The 21025-nt window shown below is 55.1% G+C and carries 17 protein-coding genes and 1 tRNA gene; 8 read left to right on the forward strand and 10 right to left on the reverse strand.

Annotation, left to right across the window (positions count from 1 at the left end):
* Positions 1-31: 31 nt before the first annotated feature.
* The 4 genes from CLV44_RS05075 to CLV44_RS05090 are packed head-to-tail and all read left to right on the forward strand — an operon-like array spanning position 32 to position 6093.
* Entirely contained in the window at positions 32-661 is a 630-nt protein-coding gene (locus tag CLV44_RS05075; RefSeq protein WP_106591027.1) for a TetR/AcrR family transcriptional regulator, read from the forward strand.
* Positions 658-1716: an efflux RND transporter periplasmic adaptor subunit gene (locus CLV44_RS05080; RefSeq protein WP_106591028.1), complete on the forward strand. Its 1059-nt coding sequence runs from the start codon at positions 658-660 to the stop codon at positions 1714-1716. Before CLV44_RS05075 ends, CLV44_RS05080 begins: the two co-directional genes overlap by 4 nt.
* A complete protein-coding gene (locus CLV44_RS05085) occupies positions 1713-4769 on the forward strand; it encodes an efflux RND transporter permease subunit (RefSeq protein WP_106591029.1) in 3057 nt (1018 codons plus the stop codon). Before CLV44_RS05080 ends, CLV44_RS05085 begins: the two co-directional genes overlap by 4 nt.
* Before the next feature lie 22 nt (positions 4770-4791).
* Positions 4792-6093, forward strand: a complete 1302-nt coding sequence (locus CLV44_RS05090) for a TolC family outer membrane protein (RefSeq protein ID WP_245912610.1) — start codon at positions 4792-4794, stop codon at positions 6091-6093.
* Between the two features lie 99 nt (positions 6094-6192).
* Here CLV44_RS05090 and CLV44_RS05095 read toward each other — a convergent pair whose 3' ends face one another.
* From CLV44_RS05095 to CLV44_RS05120, 6 genes are all read right to left on the reverse strand, one after another.
* On the reverse strand, positions 6193-8076 hold the full coding sequence (locus tag CLV44_RS05095) for a SurA N-terminal domain-containing protein (RefSeq protein WP_106591031.1): 1884 nt from the start codon (positions 8074-8076) through the stop codon (positions 6193-6195).
* Between the two features lie 106 nt (positions 8077-8182).
* A tRNA-Asp gene (locus CLV44_RS05100) sits at positions 8183-8259 on the reverse strand.
* Positions 8260-8283: 24 nt separating this feature from the next.
* Positions 8284-8616, reverse strand: a complete 333-nt coding sequence (locus tag CLV44_RS05105) for an HU family DNA-binding protein (RefSeq protein WP_170069265.1) — start codon at positions 8614-8616, stop codon at positions 8284-8286.
* 72 nt (positions 8617-8688) lie between these two features.
* A complete protein-coding gene (lon, locus tag CLV44_RS05110) occupies positions 8689-11115 on the reverse strand; it encodes an endopeptidase La (protein WP_106591033.1) in 2427 nt (808 codons plus the stop codon).
* Between the two features lie 185 nt (positions 11116-11300).
* Positions 11301-11894, reverse strand: coding sequence for a Fe-S biogenesis protein NfuA (nfuA, locus tag CLV44_RS05115; protein WP_106591034.1), 594 nt, complete (start codon positions 11892-11894; stop codon positions 11301-11303).
* 82 nt (positions 11895-11976) lie between these two features.
* A complete protein-coding gene (locus tag CLV44_RS05120) occupies positions 11977-12969 on the reverse strand; it encodes a glycosyl transferase family protein (RefSeq protein WP_106591035.1) in 993 nt (330 codons plus the stop codon).
* An 87-nt stretch (positions 12970-13056) separates the two neighbouring features.
* On the opposite strand from CLV44_RS05120, the gene rlmD reads away from it, so the two are divergent.
* Positions 13057-14406, forward strand: a complete 1350-nt coding sequence (gene rlmD / locus CLV44_RS05125; protein ID WP_106591036.1) for a 23S rRNA (uracil(1939)-C(5))-methyltransferase RlmD — start codon at positions 13057-13059, stop codon at positions 14404-14406.
* Entirely contained in the window at positions 14399-15019 is a 621-nt protein-coding gene (locus CLV44_RS05130; RefSeq protein WP_106591037.1) for an RluA family pseudouridine synthase, read from the forward strand. The genes rlmD and CLV44_RS05130 overlap by 8 nt, the downstream gene beginning before the upstream one ends.
* Before the next feature lie 60 nt (positions 15020-15079).
* Here the strand turns inward: CLV44_RS05130 and bamC are convergent, their stop codons facing one another.
* Together bamC and dapA are read right to left on the reverse strand one after the other, a co-directional pair.
* Positions 15080-16480: an outer membrane protein assembly factor BamC gene (gene bamC / locus CLV44_RS05135; protein WP_106591038.1), complete on the reverse strand. Its 1401-nt coding sequence runs from the start codon at positions 16478-16480 to the stop codon at positions 15080-15082.
* Between the two features lie 11 nt (positions 16481-16491).
* Positions 16492-17367, reverse strand: coding sequence for a 4-hydroxy-tetrahydrodipicolinate synthase (gene dapA / locus CLV44_RS05140; RefSeq protein WP_106591039.1), 876 nt, complete (start codon positions 17365-17367; stop codon positions 16492-16494).
* Positions 17368-17543: 176 nt separating this feature from the next.
* Between dapA and CLV44_RS05145 the strand changes: the two genes are divergently transcribed.
* Positions 17544-18011 carry a peroxiredoxin gene (locus CLV44_RS05145; RefSeq protein WP_106591040.1) on the forward strand — a complete coding sequence of 156 codons (468 nt, stop codon included), beginning with the start codon at positions 17544-17546 and terminating at the stop codon, positions 18009-18011.
* A gap of 18 nt (positions 18012-18029) precedes the next feature.
* On the opposite strand, the gene CLV44_RS05150 is transcribed toward CLV44_RS05145, so the two are convergent.
* Positions 18030-19103 (reverse strand): AI-2E family transporter, encoded by a 1074-nt coding sequence (locus CLV44_RS05150; protein WP_106591041.1) that lies wholly within the window; start codon positions 19101-19103, stop codon positions 18030-18032.
* Positions 19104-19112: 9 nt separating this feature from the next.
* A complete protein-coding gene (locus tag CLV44_RS05155; protein ID WP_106591042.1) occupies positions 19113-19358 on the reverse strand; it encodes a sulfurtransferase TusA family protein in 246 nt (81 codons plus the stop codon).
* Positions 19359-19447: 89 nt separating this feature from the next.
* Here CLV44_RS05155 and CLV44_RS05160 point away from each other — a divergent pair, with 89 nt between their 5' ends.
* Positions 19448-20896, forward strand: a complete 1449-nt coding sequence (locus CLV44_RS05160) for a M48 family metalloprotease (protein ID WP_170069266.1) — start codon at positions 19448-19450, stop codon at positions 20894-20896.
* Positions 20897-21025: the final 129 nt, after the last annotated feature.

Raw genomic sequence — 21025 nt, forward strand, 5'->3', positions numbered from 1 at the left:
GCTCGCTTTCTGGAACGAATGGTTTAATTAGATGAGCAGAGGCAGACCACCGACTCACTGTCGCGAAGCCCTACTGGAAATCGGTAATTCCCTGTTCCAGCTACACGGTTATCACGGCACCAGCCTGAGCATGATTCTTGAGGCCTGTGCCGTGTCACGCGGCTCTTTCTACAATTATTTCAACGGCAAGGAAGCCTTTGCCATCGAAGTGATTGAACATTACCAGGTACTGGAGCTTGATCTCTGGAAGGCCGAGTATGGCCAACTGGAAGGTCGACACGCTGACAAGCTGCAAACCATGATGCGCCGCCTGACCGAAGAGTTCAGCATGACCAATGAGCGCCTCGGCTGCCTGCTGGCAAACCTCTCTGGTGAAATGGCACTGGCGTCAGACTCCTTTCGAGCCGCAATCCGCAATGCCATCAGCCGCGTACTAAGCGTCATTACCGATGATATGCGGCTGTGCCAGGACGAAGGCAGCGTCCGTACCGACCTTGCGCCCGAACAGCTCTCACGGCTGATTTGGGACTACTGGCAAGGTGCCCTTTTGCGCATGAAAACCGAAAACAGCCGCGAGCCGTTATATCAAGCGCTCGATATGCTGTGGCAACACCTGTTACCGCCCCAATCACCCTTATCCCCCACAAAGAGTGAAGCATGAAAAGGATATCTGTATTCATATTGGCCTGCGCGTTGACTTCCCCCAGCGCAATCGCCGAGGAAGCTCAACCCGAAACGACGGCCGGCCTGCCCGCTGAAGTAGTAAAACTCACCCCTGTGGTGTTCGAACAACAGCTGACCGCTGTAGGCGTACTTCAGGCCAACGAGTCGGTCATGATCAGTCCGGAACAAAGCGGACGCATCAGTGAGATCCTGTTCATGGAGGGCCAGCAGATCACAGCAGGCAGCCCAATGTTCAGACTCGACGGCGCACTGTACGACGCAGCATTGGCACAGGCCAAGGCACGCGCCCGATTGAGCCAGCTCGAATATGAACGTGCTGCCAGCCTGCTAGAGAAGCGAGTCGGCTCACAGACGGAACACGACACCCGACTCGCACAATTGCGGGTGGACGAAGCCGAAGTCGCTCTGGCACACACGCGTCTGGACAAAATGACCATTGGCGCACCCTTCTCAGGTACGATCGGCTTGCGCAGGGCCAGCCCGGGCGATTTTGTAGTCGCCGGCCAGCCACTGGTTGAACTGACGGATCTGTCCAGCCTGAAAGTCGAGTTCAGCATTCCCGAACGCCATCTGCAGCAACTGCGCACCGGTCAACCGATCACTCTGGCTGTCGATGCCCTGAACAAGCAGACATTTACCGGCGAGATCTATGCGATCGCCCCCAGCGCAAATCCTGAAAGTCACAACATCAGCATTCGCGCCCGTGTACCCAACCCGGAAAGCACGCTGCGCCCCGGCCTGTTTACACGCATTCAGGTACTGACCGCACGTAACGAACAGGCGTTGATCATGCCGGAACAGGCCCTTATTCTGCAGGGCAAAGAAACTCTGGTCATGCGTGTCGGTGTCAACAACCAGGTTGAACTGGTGCCGGTCACAACAGGCGCACGCCGCTTCGGTGAAGTGCAGATTCTATCAGGCCTCAAGCCCGGTGCCGTCGTCGTCACTGCAGGGCACATGAAGCTGCGTCCGGGCATGCCTGTCACACCGATCTTTCCCCAGCCCGTCAGCACTGAAGGCAATGGCGCATGATTCTGTCCGAAATCAGTATCAAGCGCCCCGTACTGGCCACGGTGATGAGCCTGCTCATCCTGCTGGTCGGCCTGATAGCTTACGACCGTCTGAGCGTGCGCGAATACCCGAAGATCGATGTCCCTGTAGTTTCGGTGGAGACCGTCTACCCGGGTGCCAGTGCGTCCATTATCGAATCACAGGTCACCAAAATTATTGAAGACTCGCTCTCCGGTATAGAAGGGATCGATTTCATCAGCTCGATCAGTCGTTCGGAGAAGAGTCAGATTTCAGTGACCTTCCGCCTGGAACGCGACCCGGATGACGCCGCCAGTGAGGTCCGCGACCGTGTTGGCCGTGTACGCGGGCAACTGCCTGACGATATAGAAGAGCCGGTGGTGGCCAAATCCGAAGCGGATGCCCAGCCCATTATCTGGATCGCTCTCTCCTCAGACAGCCATACGACCATGGAGGTCACCGACTACGCCGAGAACCGGGTTCAGGATCCGCTGCAGACCGTGCCGGGCGTGGCCAGCGTGATGATTGTTGGTGAACGCCGCTACGCCATGCGCATCTGGCTCGACCCGCAGAAAATGGCGGCTTACAACATTGTGCCGCAGGATATCGAGTCCGCACTGAGTGCTCAGAACGTAGAGATCCCTGCGGGGCGCATCGAGAGTCGCGAACGCGAATTCACGGTGCTGACGCAAACGGATCTCAATACCGTACCCGAGTTCGAACGTATCATTATTCGCAACGACAACGGCTACCCGGTACGTATCAGCGATGTCGCACGCGTTGAAATCGCCCCGGCATCCGAGCGCAACACGGCCCGTTTTAATGGTGACAACGCCGTTGCACTGGGCGTTATCAAGCAGTCCACCGCCAACCCACTGGACGTATCCGCTGGCGTGCGCACCATGCTGGAGCAGATCGACCAGAACCTGCCGCCGGGCATGAGCGCCCAGATCGGTTACGACTCATCACTGTTCATTGAAGAGTCGATCGACTCCGTCTTCACAACACTTTGGCAGGCCGGCGTACTGGTCGTACTGGTGATTTTCTTCTTCCTGCGCAACATCAAGGCCACATTGATTCCGGTCGTGACCATTCCCTTGTCGCTGATCGGTGCGTTTGCCATGATGTCGCTACTGGGGTTTTCCATCAACACCCTTACGCTGCTGGCACTGGTGCTGGCAATCGGCCTGGTGGTGGATGACGCCATCGTCATGCTGGAGAATATTTACCGCCATGTCGAAGCCGGGCTGGACCCGATACAGGCTGCCTTCAAGGGCGCACGCGAGATCGGCTTCGCCGTTATTGCTACCACCGCCACACTGGTTGCCGTATTCGTACCCGTCGCCTTTTCCACCGGCCGTACCGGCCAGCTATTCACCGAGTTTGCCCTCACGCTGGCAGGTTCCGTACTGGTGTCCACCTTCATTGCGCTGTCGCTGTCACCGATGCTCAGCTCACGTTTGCTGCATCACGAAAAACGCCACAGCGCTCTATTCAACCTGATCGAAGGCTGGCTCAACAGCTTGAGCGCCTTTTATCAGCGCATCCTGGTCAAGGTGTTGCGCTCACGCTTGCTGGCAGTCGCCCTGCTGGGTGCCAGCGCACTCGGTGCCGCCTATTTTTACCAGCAACTGCCACAGGAACTGGCACCGGTTGAAGATCGTGGCACCATCATGACCTTTTCGATCTCGCCCGAAGGCGCATCAGTCAACTATGTTGATCGTTACGCACGCCAGGTAGAAGACATTGTCGGCCAGGTACCTGAAGGTACACATTACTTTGGCGTGGTTGGTTTCCCTAGTGAAACCAACTCGCTGACGTTCCTTGGCCTGCAAGACTGGGACGCACGTGAACGCAAGCAACAGGCCATCACCAATAGCCTGACACCACAGCTTTATGGCGGCGTCACCGGCAATATGAGTTTCGCCATGAATCCGCCATCACTGGGGCAGAGCATCATCTCGCGCCCCGTCGAGTTCATCATCAAAACCACCGCGGACTATGACCAACTGGCGATCATTACCGACCAGATGTTGGCCAAAATGGCGCAAAATCCGGGTCTTGCCCAACCGGATACCGACCTTAAGCTGAACAAGCCGGAGCTGATCGTAACGCTGGACCGCGACAAGGTGTCGGACGTCGGAATCAACGTCAATGTCCTTGGCCGCACCCTGGAAACCTTCATGGCCGGCCGCGAATTGACCCGCTACAAACAGCAAGGCGAGCAGTATGACGTCATCCTGCAGGTCGAGGATCAGTATCGTCGCGTTCCTGGTGACCTGACCGATGCCTATGTTCGCGGCGATAGCGGTGACATGATTCAGCTGGCGAACCTGGTTACCGTGGAAGAAAGCATCACCGCCAAGGAACTGAACCACTTTGACAAACTCAAAGCCGTGAAAATTCAGGCCATGCTTGCGCCTGGCTACAGCCTGGGCGAAGCCTTGACCTTCATGGAACAGAGCCTCAAGGAAGTCGCACCGGATGCTCTTTATGACTACGCTGGCCAATCCCGCGAGTTCAATGAATCCAGCAACACCCTGCAGATGACGTTCGGCCTGGCGCTGATATTCATCTTCCTGGTGCTCGCGGCTCAGTTCGAAAGCTTCAAGAATCCTTTGATCATCATGCTATCGGTACCCCCTGCACTGGCAGGTGCATTACTGGCGCTGCATTACAGCGGCGGCTCACTGAGCATCTATAGCCAGATTGGCCTGATCACACTCGTCGGCCTGGTCACCAAGCATGGCATTCTGATCATCGAATTTGCCAATCAGCTGCAGGACCGCGGTGCTGCACTGAACGATGCTATTGTTGAAGCAGCAGCCCTGCGCTTGCGTCCGATCCTGATGACGACAGGCGCAACGGTTCTTGGCGCACTGCCTCTGGCAATGGCGATGGGTGCCGGGGCCGAATCCCGACAACAGATCGGTTGGGTCATTGTTGGCGGTATGCTGTTTGGTACGCTGCTGACTCTGTTTGTGATCCCCACCGTCTACAGCTATTTTGGTAAACGCAACTTCCGTCAGGTCGAGCCTGATCCTGCACATCGATAAGGGAAGCGCACACGTGAAACAGATGAAAAAACGACTGATCCCCCTGCTCGTGGCCGGTGCCATGGCAACGTCAACCGCTCAGGCGGCTGCGCTGGCCGATCTGTACCAACTGTCACTCAAGAACGATCCGCAGCTTAAGGCGGCTGAGGCTACCTATCTGGCAGGTCAGGAGGCGGTTCCACAGGGCCGCGCCGGCCTGCTGCCACAAATCAATGCCGGAGGCAGTTACACCCACTCCGACAGTGGCGCACTGAACCAGTCCGCCAAAGACCGTGCCTGGCAGGTCTCTCTGGTACAGCCCGTGTTTGATACCAGCAAATGGTTCGGCTTTCAAAAAAGCAAAGTAATCAGTGAACAGGCGCAGATTCAGTTCGATCTCGCCCAGCAACAGCTGATCCAACGTTCAGTTAACGCCTATCTTGGCGTGCTCAACGCAATGAGTGCTCTGGATACGGCACAGGCACAGGAACGCGCGCTACAACGCCGCCTGGACCAGGTCAATGCCCAGTTTGATGTTGGCCTGATCGCCATTACCGACGTGCAGGAAGCCCAGGCCTCGTTCGATAATGCAGTCGTCCAGCGTATTGATGCCGAAGGCGCACTGGCCAACAGCTATGAGGCACTGAATCGTTTGGCTGGCCAGACTTTTGATACCGTAGATCCCCTGCGTGAAGACTACCCGATCGAAGCCCTGTCACCTAACGACCCAGCCGCCTGGCTGGAAAAGGCACGTACCGGCAACCTCGCACTCAAACTGAGCGAGCTCGGTGTCGAAAGCAGCCGCCGCGATACCCAGATCGCCCGCTCAGGCCACCATCCCAAGGTCAATCTGGAAGCGGCCTACGGTTACAGTGAAAATGAATTCCAGCCGAGCAGCGGCCAATGGGACGACAACAGCCAGGTTGCATTGACGCTGAGCGTACCTGTCTTCTCTGGCGGCGCTACCAGCTCTAAAGTACGCGAAGCCGAGCAAGGTCTGTATGCCGCCCAGTACAACCGTGAAGACCAGTATCGCGCAGTTACTGAGCAGACACGTTCGCTGTTGCGCGATTTGCTAACCAGTGTACAGAGCGTGAAAGCACGCCTGCAGAGCATCAAATCACGGGAAACCGCTCTGCGTGCCACTGAAGAAGGTTTCAACGTTGGCACCCGCAACGTGGTCGATGTACTGCAGGCCGAACAGGCGCTGTATCAGGCACGCCTGGACTATGCCAACGCGCGCTTCAACCACGTTTCCACTCTGTTTCGCTTCAAGTTACAACTGGGCACACTGAACCCGGATGACCTGCTGGCACTGGATGAATGGCTTCAACCCGCATCCTGAAGCCGCACCACAAAAAAGGGCTGACGATTCAATCGTCAGCCCTTTTTAATACCTTCATTTCACCGCCCCATACAGAGTACAGAGCGGCGAAAATCAGGATCAGTTCCGCTCGATCTCAGCCGATGCTTTCAGACCCTGAACATGAGCACCATAGGAGAAGTTGGCTTCACGCCCAATCAGCGACTGCTGCAGTTGCTCGACCAGTTGCTCATCAACCTGCTCCGGGGTATGCACTGCGCGTACGCGCACCAGCAGATGATCACCATTCTGCATTGCGATCGACTTGATACTAGCCTTGTCACCGGCTGGACGCGGCATCTCGAACGCAGCACGGTTCACTTCCAGCGGCATGCTGCCAGCATCACGCGCCACATCATCTGCCACATTCCACTGCAAACCCGCAACCAGCTGCTCAAGAGGTTCGCCCTGCACCAATTTCTCTGCCAGTGCATCGGTACGCTCTTTCAAACGTGACGCAGCGAGTTCCTGACGCAACTCGGCATCCAGCTGAACCCGCACTTCTTCCAGCGACTGCTGACGGGCAGGAATTGCTTCATGCACTCGCACCACAACCGCACGCTCACGACTTAGCTCCACTGGCGCACTATTGAGTGCTTCATCCAACAGCTCCGTGCTGAACGCAACACGCAACACCTTGGCATTGGTCGTAATGTCACTGGCGCCACCACTCTGCGCGAAGGCTTCCGTCTGTTTGATCTCCAGACCCAGCTCTTCCGCCGGCACCTGTAGGTCGGCAGACGAGAAACTCAAATCTGCAAGACGTTCCAGAGCCTCAACATAGTTTGCTTCCGCAGCAGACGCAGCCAGTTCAGCCTGCAGCACCGGCTTGCGCTCGGCAAAACTCGGCGGCTCGGTGGCTCGCACTTCGTCCAACTGGATCAGGTGGTAGCCAAATTTGCTGCGTACCGGCTCAGACAACTCACCCGCCTGCATGGCAAACAGCGTATCTTCAAAAGGTCCGGCAAAAACACCACGACCATTGAAGCCCAAATCGCCACCGACCGCAGCAGACCCCGGATCGTCTGAATACTGCGCAGCCGCCTCGGCAAAGCTCAAATCACCAGCCACAATGCGTGCCCGGACGTCAGCGACCAGTTTGCGGACATCAGCCTCTGATGCGTCATCCAATGTAAACAGAATATGCGCGGCACGACGCTCCTCCTCTGCACTGAAGCGAACCAGCTCCTGCTCATAGGCGCTGCGCAGATCCGCTTCGCTGACACTGTTTGGATCAGCAAAATCGGCCTGATTCAGTTCAACATACGACAGCACAACCTGGGCATCGGTCATGAAACGCTCGCGCTCGGCGTCGTAGCGTTCCTGCAACTGCTCAGGCGTGATTTCAATCTCTGCCAGGGCATCATCAAATGCAAAACGAACCCAGTCAATATCACGCGTCTGGGCTGCCAGCAGCGCCAACTGCTCCGCTTGCGCCGGAGTGGCAAAGGCTGAAAGGTAATAGGCTCCACGCTCCTGCGCAGTCAACAGCGCCTTGCGCAACTGATCACGATACATGAGCGGCGTCAGACCCTGGTTACGCAATACGGCTTCAAACTGGTTACGGTCAAAACGGCCGTCTTCACCCTGAAAGGCGGGCTCCGCAACAATCAACTGGTCAATCATCTGCTCAGAGACGTACAGACCCTGATCCTGTGCCGACTGTAGCAAAACCTGCTGCTCGATCAGACGATTCAGCTCAACACGACGCAAGCCGACCTCATCAATGGCGGCCGGGTCTGCGTTTTCACCCATCTGAGAAAGAATCTGACGACGTTGCAATTCGACTCCGCGCTGCAGATCCATTGTGCTGATCTCTTCTCCGTTAACCTCTGCCGGTGCCTTTTCACTGTTGGCCAGGCCGATCAGCGACTCAACACCGAAGAGCGCAAAGGTGACGATGATCAGGCCAACGATCGCCTTGGCTATGATCCCCTGTGAATTTTCCCTGATGGTTTGAAGCATTGTATGCGTACACTCTGATTCTGTTATAAAAAAAGCGCATTCGGCTGAATGCGCTTTTTCAGATCACGTTAAAAATCCCGATAGACTATGGGACATGATCGGAAGTTGGCGGAACGGACGGGACTCGAACCCGCGACCCCCTGCGTGACAGGCAGGTATTCTAACCAACTGAACTACCGCTCCGTCGCAATCAGGACTTCAGCCCTATTACTTGTTGACCGCGTCTTTCAGTGCCTTGCCCGGCTTGAACGTCGGCAGAGTTGCTGCTGCGATTTCAATCGGGTTACCTGTCTGCGGGTTGCGGCCAGTACGCGCTGCACGTTCTTTGGTCGCAAAAGTACCAAAACCAACAAGAGCAACAGACTCGCCGCTCTGCAGTGCTTCAGTAACTGCTTCCAGAGTGGCATCCAGTGCGCGACCAGCTGCAGCCTTAGGAAGGTCAGCCGAAGCGGCAATAGCGTCAATCAGTTCAGATTTATTCACAGTGTTCCCCTTGTAGAATCGTTGTCTAGTTCTATCCGTTGTCGTTGCCCAGCGCATAGTTGCAACTTTATACCAACTGCCCGAAACCGGTGTCAACTGGCTGCAGCCCTTTTCTGCTGGGGCTTTGCGTTAATGCGTACTTAGCTGACCTGAACCCTTGTGCCCATTCTTCGCCTCACTCGCTGCCGGTTCTGCCTCAGGTTCAGGCAACGGCTTCGGCTGATAGGCCAGTGCAATATCCAACACTTCATCAATCCACTTCACGGGTCGAATATCCAGATCTGCCTTGATGTTGTCGGGAATTTCCTTCAGATCGCGGGTATTTTCCTCAGGAATGATCACCGTACGAATACCGCCACGGTGTGCCGCCAGCAGTTTTTCCTTTAGGCCACCGATCGCCAACACCTGTCCTCGAAGCGTGATTTCACCAGTCATGGCAACATCGGAACGCACCGGAACACCCGTCAATGCCGATACCATCGCCGTACACATGCCAATACCGGCGCTGGGGCCATCTTTCGGTGTAGCTCCCTCAGGAACATGGATATGGATATCGCGCTTCTCGTGGAAATCAGGAGCCACACCCAGCGACCGCGCACGACTGCGTACAACCGTCATCGCCGCCTGGATTGACTCTTTCATCACATCGCCCAGTGAACCGGTGTGGATCTGACGACCCTTGCCCGGTACCACGGCAGATTCAATAGTAAGAATATCACCGCCAACCTGTGTCCAGGCCAGACCGGTAACCTGACCAACCTGATCCTGCTCTTCAGCCATGCCAAAGTTGAATTTTTTGACGCCGTTGTAGTGCTCAATCTCATCAGCGGTCACGCGGATCACATCACCCTTGCGTTCCAGTGCCAACTCACGCACAACCTTACGGGCAATCTTGGCAATTTCACGCTCCAGGCCACGCACCCCAGCTTCACGAGTGTAATAACGAATCAGCTCAAGTACTGCTTCATCGGTTATTTCAAGCTCTGTCGACTTGATACCGTTGTTTTTCAACTGTTTGGTAATCAGGTACTTGCGCGCAATATTAAGTTTTTCGTCTTCGGTGTACCCCGGAATACGGATGATTTCCATACGGTCCAGCAAGGGGCCCGGAATGTTCATCGAGTTGGAGGTACAAACAAACATCACATCCGACAGGTCGTAATCGACTTCAAGATAGTGATCGTTGAAGCTACTATTCTGTTCCGGGTCCAGCACCTCAAGCAAAGCCGATGCAGGGTCACCGCGCTGATCCATGCCCATTTTATCGATCTCATCGAGCAGGAACAGCGGGTTCTTCACCCCGATGCGAGACATCTTCTGAATCAATTTGCCCGGCATTGAGCCGATATAGGTACGACGGTGACCACGGATCTCGGCCTCATCACGTACTCCACCCAACGCCATGCGCACATACTTGCGATTGGTGGCACGCGCAATGGAACGACCCAGTGATGTTTTACCCACCCCCGGCGGTCCAACCAGACACAGAATCGGTCCCTTGAGCTTCTTGACGCGCTTCTGCACAGCCAAATACTCAAGGATACGGTCCTTTACTTCTTCCAGGCCGTGATGATCTTCATTGAGAATCTTTTCCGCATGTTTCATATCGAGACGTACACGAGAACGCTTGACCCAGGGGATCTGTAGCATCCAGTCGATATAACCACGCACCACAGTTGCTTCAGCACTCATTGGTGACATCATCTTGAGCTTGTTGTACTCGCTCAGAGTCTTCTCCAATGCTTCCTGCGGCATACCCGCGGCTTCAATACGGCTCATCAGCTCTTCCATATCGGAAGCGCCGGTTTCATCCATATCGCCAAGTTCTTTCTGAATCGCTTTCATCTGCTCGTTCAGATAGTACTCGCGCTGACTCTTTTCCATCTGCTTCTTGACCCGCCCACGGATCCGCTTTTCGACTTCAACCAGGTCGATTTCGGCTTCCATCAGCGACATCAGGTGTTCAAGACGCTGACGGGCACTCAGCATCTCGAGAATGTTCTGTTTTTCGTCCAGTTTCAGCGCCATGTGCGCTGCAATAGTGTCAGCCAGACGACCAATCTCTTCGATATTCTGCAGTGAACCCAACACTTCGGACGGAATTTTCTTGTTCACCTGGGCAAAACGTTCGAACTGGTCGAGTGCCGTCTTTTTATATACCTCTGCTTCGGTGCTGCTGACCGTCTCGACCGGTAGCACACTTACGCGGGCACTGAAGCTTTCGGCTTCTTCAGTCAGTTCGCTGATATGTGCACGGTAATCACCCTCAACCAGCACTTTCACCGTACCGTCCGGCAGCTTCAGCATCTGCAAAACATTGGCAACACAACCTACTGAAAACAGGTCCGCCGAGGTCGGCTCATCTTCAGAAGCACTCTTCTGCGCCACCAGCAGAATCTGCTTATCACTCGCCATCGCCAATTCCAACGCATGGATGGACTTCTCGCGGCCGACAAACAGCGGGATCACCATGTTGGGATAGACCACCACATCGCGCAGCGGCAGTACCGGAAGCTCGACGGTCACGGCGTCATCTTTTGCTTCAAATTGATCCATGATGGAGTGCCTCTTTACAGGGCGCTATTCACTTACAGCGCAACTTGGAAAAATGTCAGATATGTCTTCAATGGGGTTGAATCCAGTAATTACAACCGGTTAAAACGGCTTTTTCACTGAAAACACTGCTGGGGCGGGGTCGGAGGAGGATAATACCTCCTCCGGAGGGGTTATTGCGGCTGGTATTACTTGAAATAGGCGTTTTCACGTACGCTGTGATCGGTCACATCACGCACGCCGGCCAGACCGGGCACACGTTCGATCAGCGTTTTTTCAACACCATCTTTCAAAGTCATATCCACAGCACTACAGCCCTGGCACCCACCACCGAAACGTAATATGGCAATCATGCCGGCCTCTTCCTCGACCAGCTCGGTCAATTTCACTTCACCACCATGGGAAGCAAGGCCCGGATTGACTTCAGAGTAGAGGATATAATTGATCTGCTCGTCCATCGGACTGTCCGGAGACACTTTTGGCACTTTGGCATTCGGCGCCTTTATGGTCAACTGTCCGCCCATGCGATCTTCAGCAAAATCGATATGCGCTTCATCCAGATATGGCAGACTATTACGTTCCATATAAAAACGCAGCAATTCCATATCCATGACTTCGTCTTCTGCATTAACCTCATCAGGACGACAATAAGCCAGACAGGTTTCAGCATAGGCAGTGCCCGGCTGCGTCACGAACAAGCGGACTGCAATGCCTTCAACGTTTTGTTTTTCAAGCAGCTCTGCCAAATAACGTTCAGCAGATTCGGTAACCGTAATTGTCATAACCCAACCTTGTGCAAATCCTGTATTTCAGATTTTTCAGCATACACCCAAAACAATCCCGAGTAAATTGATCGGATATTAATCAGAATGCCTGCTTGTTTCGCTGTTCCCAAAGATGCCTGGCGGTCTGCATCCATTCCTGCGCAGGTCGCTCTTCGCCTTTCGCCAACAGACGCAACACCGCCGCCAAAGTGCTGATCACCGCACCTTCACCATAGGCATGCTCAACGTCCCCGCGCCACAGCCGTAGCATGTCGGCCGGATCCAGCGCATCTTCCCGCACCAACCGCTGCGGATACAGGCGAGGCCAGAACTCTTCCGAAAGCGAGCCGGAGCATACCCAGTGCAGTTCAGAGTCGGAATCCGGCTTCATTTCAGCCTCGCCCCCGTCACCCCGGATGGTCAGACTGTATTGCGTTCCCAGCAGCTGCGCCGTACGTTGATGCATCGGCGCATAGGGCGGATGAAAAACACCATCCACACAACAATCCGCCGATAATGGATTCAGCAATCGGCACAGCGTATGTACAGGTGAACGCAGCCCCAGAATCGGACGCAGTGCAATCAGCTGACCAAGCTTGGGTACCAACCGGTCTATCGACATGAAAGCGAAGCTATGCTCGTTAAGATCTTCGTTCACCTGCGGCCAACTGATAGCAGCGCGCAGACCAAATTGTGCCAACAAATCCTCGGTATAGATACGCCCCGGCGTGTGCCCGCGCGCGCCATGCATGAAGATACGAACGCCCTGCTGTGCCAACAGAAAAGCTGCCAACATGAACCAGGGCAACCGACGTTTTTTACCGGCATAGCTGGACCAATCCAGATCTACACTCAAGCTTTCAGGGACTGGCAGACGCGCCCGGACAGCCTGAGCAAACCCCATCAATTCTTCAGGTGCTTCTTCCTTGATCCGAATCAGCATCAAGAAAGCGCCAAGCTGCTCTGGCAGTACCTGCTCATCCAGGATCATCCCCATGGCAGTTTCAGCTTCTTCAGTGGTCAACGACCGACTGCCTTTCTTGCCCTTGCCGAGAATACGCACATAGGATGCAAATGGATGCTCCGCAGACATGAAAACTCCTTAAAGCTGGCAGCGATTGATTCACGTAACAGACGGCAGTTTGCTAGAATGGCCGGCTGATCAAGCGGGAAGTATGACATGAGTCGAAAACGAATTCAGTTCGGTGCGCCTCCACGCGCACGTAAAACACCCGAAGCACAAGGCCCGGTTACCGTCGAGATTGACCGCCTGAACCATGAAGGGCGTGGCATCGCCCAAGTGAATGGCAAAACCACCTTTGTCGGGGGCGCACTGCCCGGTGAAACCGCCAGCATACGGGTCACACAGCAACATAAACGCCACGATGATGCCGAACTGATCGAAATCGTCACGGAGAGCCCGGAGCGTGCCGAGCCGCTGTGTGCGCATTACGGGCAATGCGGGGGCTGTGATCTGCAGCACTTGAACATTGAGCAGCAGCGCCAGCACAAGCAGCAGCAGGTACTGGACCAGCTTTCACGCTATGCTGACGTGCGACCCGAGCATATCGCCCTGCCACTGGTCAGCAATGATAGCGGCTATCGCCGCGCCGCCCGCATCGGCATTAATCAGCGCCAACGGGATGGTGAAGTGCTGGTCGGCTTCCGTCGCCGCGGCAGTCACAAGCTGCTCAACATCGACACCTGCCCGGTCCTGACACCCCGCCTGCAACCGGTCTTTGCACTGCTGCGCGAGGCACTCAGCGACATGGGGGATATCCGCACCCTGACCCATGTGGATGTCAGCTGCGGTGATCGCGATGGTTTTATCCGCTTCCGCTGCACCCGCAAGCCAACCGATGCATTGCACGCCAGGCTGATGGAAATCAGCACACAACTGCAGCTGAAACTGGTCATTGGCCTTAAAGACCATGATATCAGCGTGGATGAGGGTTACGCCCACTACCAACTCCCTGACAGCAACATGGCACTGGCCTTTACCAGTACCGATTTCATTCAGGTCAATGCGGATGTGAACCGTGCCATGATCCAGCAGGCGATTGCATGGCTTGACCCGCAACCGGACCAGCGAGTGCTCGACCTTTTTTGTGGACTGGGCAATTTCACCCTGCCACTGGCACGCAGCGCAGCACAGGTCGTCGGCGTTGAAGGTTCCGCCGAGATGGTCCAGCGGGCACAATACAATGCAACACAGGCCGGACTGGATAACGCCCAGTTCTATCGTGCCGACCTGAGCGAAAGTTTCCGTCATGCAGCCTGGTTCCGCAGCGGCTTTGATCTTATTCTGCTCGACCCGCCCCGCACCGGTGCGCGTGAAGCGATCAAGCAGCTGACTGGCTACGGTGCCAAGAAAGTACTCTACATCTCCTGCAACCCATCCGCACTGGTGGCAGATCTGCCGCTGCTGACGGCAGCCGGCTACAAAGTTACTCGTTTCGGCATTATGGACATGTTCCCGCACACCGCACATGTTGAATCGATGCTGCTGCTGGAACGCAGCAATGCCTGAATATATCTACACTGACGAAAGCATCGTGGTGGTCAGCAAGCCAGCCGGACTGTTGAGCGTCCCTGGGCGTGGCGAAGACAAGCAGGACTGCCTGTGGCGAAGGGTACAACAGCGATTCCCCACGGCGCGCATTGTCCATCGCCTGGATCAAGCCACGTCAGGATTGCTGATTCTGGCGCTCACAGCCGATACGCATCGCCACCTGAGCATGCAGTTCGAGCGTCGAGTGCCGAGCAAGCGTTATCAGGCGGTTATCTCCGGCGTTCCCGAACAGAGCAGTGGCCGCATTGAGCTACCCTTGCGCTGCGACTGGGAAAATCGTCCTCTGCAAATGGTCGATCCTGTCGATGGCAAAGCCGCCACAACCGAGTGGGAACGCATCGAAACACTGGAACAGGGCACGCGTGTATACCTGCATCCTATTACCGGGCGCTCGCATCAGCTGCGTGTTCACATGCAAGCGATCGGCCATCCAATCATCGGTGACCGCTTTTATGCACCAGAACCGGCACGCAGCTGTGCCGATCGGTTACTTCTACATGCCGAACAGCTAGGACTGAACCATCCAGTCAGCGGACAATGGCTCGACTTTGAAGCTCCCTGTCCATTCTGAGCAGATATAAAAAAACGGGAGCCAAAGCTCCCGTTTCTGTTTGCGCAGCTGGCTCCTGATTCAGTCTGCCTGTGGCAGCTGATCCTTAACCGCCCAAAGAATCTCTTCGGCAATCACCGCAGGCGCTTCCAGACCTTCAGCGTTGTACACGGAAAGGAACACGCCTGAGCGGGTTCTGTTCACTTTAAGCTGATAGCGGCCCGTATGCTCATAGTTGCCGGTTTCGGCATTGTAGCTGCCGCGCTCACCACTACCGAATACATACACAACCTTACCACCAAACCAGATTTTGTAGCCTTCCTGGTTCGCCATATTGGTCGGATCAGACAATTCGGTACTCAACTCGCCATCTTCTTCTATACGCTCGGAAGACGGACGCGCACCGACAGCGCTGTAGCGCTTGCCATCAATCTCTTCTTCACTCCCCAGCGCCGCACTGATCATGCTGGTATCCAGCTTGATATCACCGCGATCAGAGTGCAGCCATTCGAAGAACCCCATTTTTTCAGTATCATCAAACGGGGTCGTCGTTGTGTAGGTCATGTAGAAGACACCGACGGCCTGGTCACGCGTACCGACATCAACACCGGCTGCATCCAGTGCATCACTCACCTGCTCCCAGGCGGCATCAATCGGTGCATTGATTTTCAGCACCGGATTGCCACGGGAATCACGACCCAGCAAAGGTCGCTCGGCACGCTGCTGCTGCAATGCAACCAGTGAGTTTGCGCTTTGCTGCGAACTGGCCTTGCTCAGATAGCGCAGCAGTTCGAACATCATGTCGGACTGGTAACCGACATCACGCGCTGTACGTTCCCAATCAACGGCAGCGACATCAGCAGACTCAGGGTACTGGGCATGCTTGAGCCGCACGGCAGTACGGCCGTAATTTTCAGGGTCCGGACGCAATGTCATACGCAACTTGTTGCGGGTAGGGCCCTCAACATCCTGCAGTGTCAGACGCTTGACCCAGCGATCAGCAAAACTGTATTCGCGGCCGTCCAACACGATCCATTCGGTTTCCATAACGCCCTGACGCGGATCTGAACGAGCCACATCGATCTCATTGAAGGCCCAGAAGTCCTGAGCCTTCAGCCATACATCAGCAATGGGCTCGTCAACCAGAATGACTTTTTCGCCTTCAATGCGACGGAAGTTGACACTGTCGCTGCCCGATTCCGCATAGAAAAACTCTGGCCGGGGCACTGCGAACTCACTATCGCTGCGGGTTGCCGTAGCACCTACATCGGGCACAACCAGCTGCTCCTGCAACTGTTTGGCACGCAAATGTGGAGGCAACTGCAACCGATCACTCTTTTGGGCCAGCTCATAATCCTGAGTGCGATCACGGATCACGCCGTTGTCGCCATAGATCGGGTTATTGCCAACCATACTGCAGCCCGTCAGCGCGACCGAAACGGCCAGCGCCAGCGGAAGATAGGTAGTCCGAAGTGTAGTCATGCCAAATCCTGTTAGATGATGCCAGCTTCGCGCAAAGAAGTACGTACCAGGTCCTGATACTGCTCAGACAGGACCGTCAACGGCAAACGGATACCGTTGTCGATCAACTTCATGTCATACATAGCCCACTTGACCGGAATCGGATTGGCTTCCACGAACAGGTTGGTATGCAACGGCATCAGTCGCTGCTGCAAGGCACGAGCAGCTTCAGTCTCACCCTCCAGGCCCAGACGACACAGTTCGATCATTTCAGCCGGCGCCACATTGGCTGTAACCGAAATATTGCCTTTGCCGCCCATCAGGATCAATTCGATCGCAGTCGCATCGTCACCCGAGTACACCGCGAAATCAGCCGGCACATTGGCGAGGAGCTCACGCGCACGATCCAGATCGCCCGTTGCTTCCTTGATACCGACAATGTTGTCAATCTCGGCCAAACGGTAAACGGTTTCCGGCAACATATCGCAAGAGGTACGACCAGGCACGTTGTACAGGATCTGGGGGATAGCGACCGCGTCCGCGATTGCCTTGAAGTGCTGATACAAACCTTCCTGGGTCGGCTTGTTGTAATACGGTGTTACCAACAGGCATGCATCCGCGCCAGCCTTGGCGGCACGCTGCGTCAGGTCGATCGCTTCCTTGGTAGAGTTGGCACCGGTACCCGCAATTACGGGAATACGACCGTCCACACGCTTGATGATCGCCTTGATGACTTCCAGGTGCTCATCATAATCCAGGGTCGGTGATTCACCAGTGGTGCCAACGGCAACAATTGAGTCGGTACCCTTCTCGATATGGAGATCCACTATCTTATCCAGCGCAGTCCAATCGATCGCTCCATTGGCTGTCATCGGGGTCACGAGCGCTACAATACTGCCGCGAATCATCTCTGTCTCCATTTGTCTGAGAACTCTCAACATGTTGCATCATGCTACCGGTGCTGGGCGATAGCCTCAACCAGTAGACACTTTTTTGATATCGTAAAGGCCGATCATTCTAAACGAATTCTGCACCTTGCGCGTAGTAGTGCGCATCACTTTTTAGTCACTGAGGATGTTTCACCATGACAGCACCCGTCATCGACCAGCCGGTCACCGATTTCACCGCCCCCGCAACCAGCGACACCGGCATCACGCTGAGCGCACTCAAGGGCAGGAATGTGGTTATCTATTTCTATCCCAAGGACAGCACACCCGGCTGCACGACGGAAGGCCAGGATTTCCGTGACCTGTATGCTGAATTTCAGGCTCTTGATACGGAAATTTTCGGCGTATCCCGCGATGGTCTGCGCAGCCATGAAAATTTCAAGAGTAAACAGTCTTTCCCGTTTGAACTGATCAGCGACAAGGACGAAGCCATCTGTCAGCTGTTTGATGTGATCAAACTGAAAAAAATGTACGGCCGCGAACATATGGGCGTTGAACGCAGCACCTTCCTGATCGATAAAGCGGGCGTATTGCGCCAGGAATGGCGCAAGGTCAAAGTCAAGGGACATGTCGCTGAAGTACTTGAAGCCGTCAAGGCACTTTAAAGACACGGCCTCCGCTGATCACACAGCGGAGGCTTCCACCTCTTCCGCCGCCTTGGGCCAGGCACTCAAAATAGCCTTGACCAGCGTTGCCAACGGAATTGCAAAGAACACACCCCAGAAACCCCAAAAACTGCCGAATACCAACACCGCCACGATAATTGATACCGGGTGCAGATTAACCGCCTCGGAAAACAACAGCGGCACCAATACGTTGCCGTCCAGTGCCTGAATGATGCCATAGGCGATCATCAGATACATGAAGTCTGTCCCCCACCCCCACTGGAACAGTGCAATCAGCATAACCGGCAGCGTTACCAACGCGGCACCAATATAGGGAATCACCACCGACAATCCCACTAGAATACCGAGCAGAGCTGCATAGTTGATGCCAAAAAAGACAAACGTTACATAGCTGATAATACCGACAATCAAAATTTCGATCGCCTTTCCCCTCACGTAATTGGCAATCTGCTGGTCCATCTCATGCCAGACCCGGGTCATCATTGCCCGCTTTTCAGGCAGCAAGGCTGACCAGCCGCTCATCAGGTGCCGCCCATCCTTGAGGAAAAAGAACACCAGAATCGGTACCAGCACCACATAAATCAACAGGGTCACGATGCTGGTGATCGAGTTGAGTGAAAAGGTCAGTACCCACTGCCCCAGCTGACTCAACTCAGCGGCGGCGGCAGCGATCAGTTCACGTATCTGGGTTTCGGACACCAGCTCCGGGTAACGCTCCGGCAATACCAACAGCAGCGCCTGTACCTCAGCCACCATGCGCGGTGCTTCATTAAACAGATTTACCAGCTGCTGCCACACGATCGGCAACACAAACAGCAAAAACGCCGACACAAATCCGATAAAAAGCAGAAACACCGAGATCACGGCAAAAAGATGCCCAATACCCCGCCGCTGCAACCAATCCACCACACCTTGCATCAGAAATGCCAGAATAATACTGGCGATCACCGGCGCCAGAGGCTGACCAAGTACCCAAATAACCAGCAGCGCGCCACTGAGCAATAAAAACAAAAACAGCGCTTCTTCATCGGAGAAATAGCGGTCAATCCATTTACGGAATATTTTGCGCATGTACCGTCCTTAGGCGTTATTACCACGCCGAATCCAATAGATGAAATGCTGCTCATTACTGAACGTATGCAGCAACTCATGGTCCGACACTTCAGTATAAGCCGGAAAATCACGTACCGACCCGGCGTCGGTTGCTATAACTTTAAGTACCTGCCCCGGCGACAGTTGATGCAACGCAAGCTTGGCTTTCAACAAGGGCATGGGGCAACTCAGCCCGCTGGCATCCAATTCCTGATCATGCTGGGGAGGTAACATCGGCTCGACTCCTGCGATAACACTGGCCATGAATGGCAAGCACTATATACCATAAACAGATGCCAAGATAATTCGGAAGGCGTTTCGAGATGCTCAAGTTTACTGCTGCGAAAATCATTATGCTCGGCCTGCTATTGCTACCCTATCAAGCCAGCAATGCCACGGAAAATTATAACCTGCCACTGCTCAATGACGGCACCTCTTCAATTGTCAGCCTGGACGCCGAATACCGGCTAGGCCGCAACTGGGCGCGTATTCTGCGTGGCCAGGCCCCCATGCTCGACGACCCGATCACCTATCAGTATCTCGAAGACCTGCTCTGGCGACTACTGCCCAACAGTCAGGTACAGGACCGCAGACTGGAACTGTTCGTACTGGCCAACCCGAGCTTTAATGCCTTTGCCGTACCCGGTGGCGTCATCGGTGTACATGGCGGCCTTATACAGGCCGCCGAAAGCGAAGGTGAGTTGGCATCGGTCATCGCGCACGAATTGGCACACTTGAGTCAGCGCCATTACGCCCAACGCCTGGAGGAAGAACGCCGCAACCGCCCACTAATGCTGGCCGGGGTACTCGCCGGTATTCTGGTTGCAGCGGCCGATACCCAAGGCGGCATGGCGGTACTGTCTTCCACCATGGGCGCGACAACCCAGAACCAGCTGGCTTTCAGTCGCCGCAACGAGCAGGAAGCGGACCGCGTCGGCATGCAGACTCTGGTCAATACCGGCATTGATCCGCATACCATGCCCCAGATGTTTACCCGTCTGCAGCGCACCTATCAATTCTATGGCCAGCGCCCACCCGAATTCCTGCTGACTCACCCGGTGACCGAATCACGTATTGCCGACTCACTCAACCGCGCCAGTCAAATGCCGCGTCCGCAGCACAGCACAACCGGCATCGAGTTTTCGCTGATCAAGGCCCGTATGGATGTGCAGTTTGCCGACTCGGCCGATGCCGCATTGAGGGTTTTTCGCAACGCACTGGAGGCCAATGCTACTGCCTACAACCGTTATGGCCTAATGTTGGCTGCGATCGCCAATAATGACTTTCCCCTGGCCGAGCGCACTCGTACCGAGATGCCTGCATCCTTGCGCCAGCACCCCTATGTCGAGCTAAGCCGCGCCGAAGCACTGCTGAAATCGGAACGCCCGGCCGACGCCGAGGCCGCAACGCGTAATTTGCTTTCCCTCTACCCTGGCAGCCGCCCAGTACGGAGCCTGCATGCGCGCGCACTACGCAGCAACGGCAAACTGAACGAAGCCCTGCGGGAATACAAGTCACTGACTCGTACTTACCCAACCGACGCACTCCTCTGGTTTCAACTGGCCGAAACCGAAGGTCTCGCCGGTAATACACTGGGGGTACACGAGGCCCGCATCGAATATTTCATGCTGACCGCGCAACTGGACCGGGCACTCAAACAGATTGAATATGCCCGCAAGGCAAAAGGACTCCCACCTGCCGCCAGCTCACGCCTCGACCAGCGCGAACAGGAAGCGATCGCCTTACGCCAGGAAATGAAAGCCCAGTTCTGAGCCAATACAGCAGCAACGCGCAGACAATAAAAAAGGCTATGTCTGAGTTAGTTGTTGTGGATATCGCTCAATAGCTTCTAACAAACATAGCTCAGCTGTTATTCCAGTAGAATAACGTTCCAGCATCCG

It is taken from the genome of Marinobacterium halophilum, assembly GCF_003014615.1.
GTDB lineage: Bacteria > Pseudomonadota > Gammaproteobacteria > Pseudomonadales > Balneatricaceae > Marinobacterium > Marinobacterium halophilum.

Coding starts and splice junctions, on each gene's coding strand:
- CLV44_RS05075 (WP_106591027.1), top strand. CDS start 32: ATGAGCAGAGGCAGACCACCGACTCACTGTCGCGAAGCCCTACTGGAA.
- CLV44_RS05080 (WP_106591028.1), top strand. CDS start 658: ATGAAAAGGATATCTGTATTCATATTGGCCTGCGCGTTGACTTCCCCC.
- CLV44_RS05085 (WP_106591029.1), top strand. CDS start 1,713: ATGATTCTGTCCGAAATCAGTATCAAGCGCCCCGTACTGGCCACGGTG.
- CLV44_RS05090 (WP_245912610.1), top strand. CDS start 4,792: ATGAAAAAACGACTGATCCCCCTGCTCGTGGCCGGTGCCATGGCAACG.
- CLV44_RS05095 (WP_106591031.1), bottom strand. CDS start 8,076: ATGCTTCAAACCATCAGGGAAAATTCACAGGGGATCATAGCCAAGGCG.
- CLV44_RS05105 (WP_170069265.1), bottom strand. CDS start 8,616: ATGCGCTGGGCAACGACAACGGATAGAACTAGACAACGATTCTACAAG.
- lon (WP_106591033.1), bottom strand. CDS start 11,115: ATGGATCAATTTGAAGCAAAAGATGACGCCGTGACCGTCGAGCTTCCG.
- nfuA (WP_106591034.1), bottom strand. CDS start 11,894: ATGACAATTACGGTTACCGAATCTGCTGAACGTTATTTGGCAGAGCTG.
- CLV44_RS05120 (WP_106591035.1), bottom strand. CDS start 12,969: ATGTCTGCGGAGCATCCATTTGCATCCTATGTGCGTATTCTCGGCAAG.
- rlmD (WP_106591036.1), top strand. CDS start 13,057: ATGAGTCGAAAACGAATTCAGTTCGGTGCGCCTCCACGCGCACGTAAA.
- CLV44_RS05130 (WP_106591037.1), top strand. CDS start 14,399: ATGCCTGAATATATCTACACTGACGAAAGCATCGTGGTGGTCAGCAAG.
- bamC (WP_106591038.1), bottom strand. CDS start 16,480: ATGACTACACTTCGGACTACCTATCTTCCGCTGGCGCTGGCCGTTTCG.
- dapA (WP_106591039.1), bottom strand. CDS start 17,367: ATGATTCGCGGCAGTATTGTAGCGCTCGTGACCCCGATGACAGCCAAT.
- CLV44_RS05145 (WP_106591040.1), top strand. CDS start 17,544: ATGACAGCACCCGTCATCGACCAGCCGGTCACCGATTTCACCGCCCCC.
- CLV44_RS05150 (WP_106591041.1), bottom strand. CDS start 19,103: ATGCGCAAAATATTCCGTAAATGGATTGACCGCTATTTCTCCGATGAA.
- CLV44_RS05155 (WP_106591042.1), bottom strand. CDS start 19,358: ATGTTACCTCCCCAGCATGATCAGGAATTGGATGCCAGCGGGCTGAGT.
- CLV44_RS05160 (WP_170069266.1), top strand. CDS start 19,448: ATGCTCAAGTTTACTGCTGCGAAAATCATTATGCTCGGCCTGCTATTG.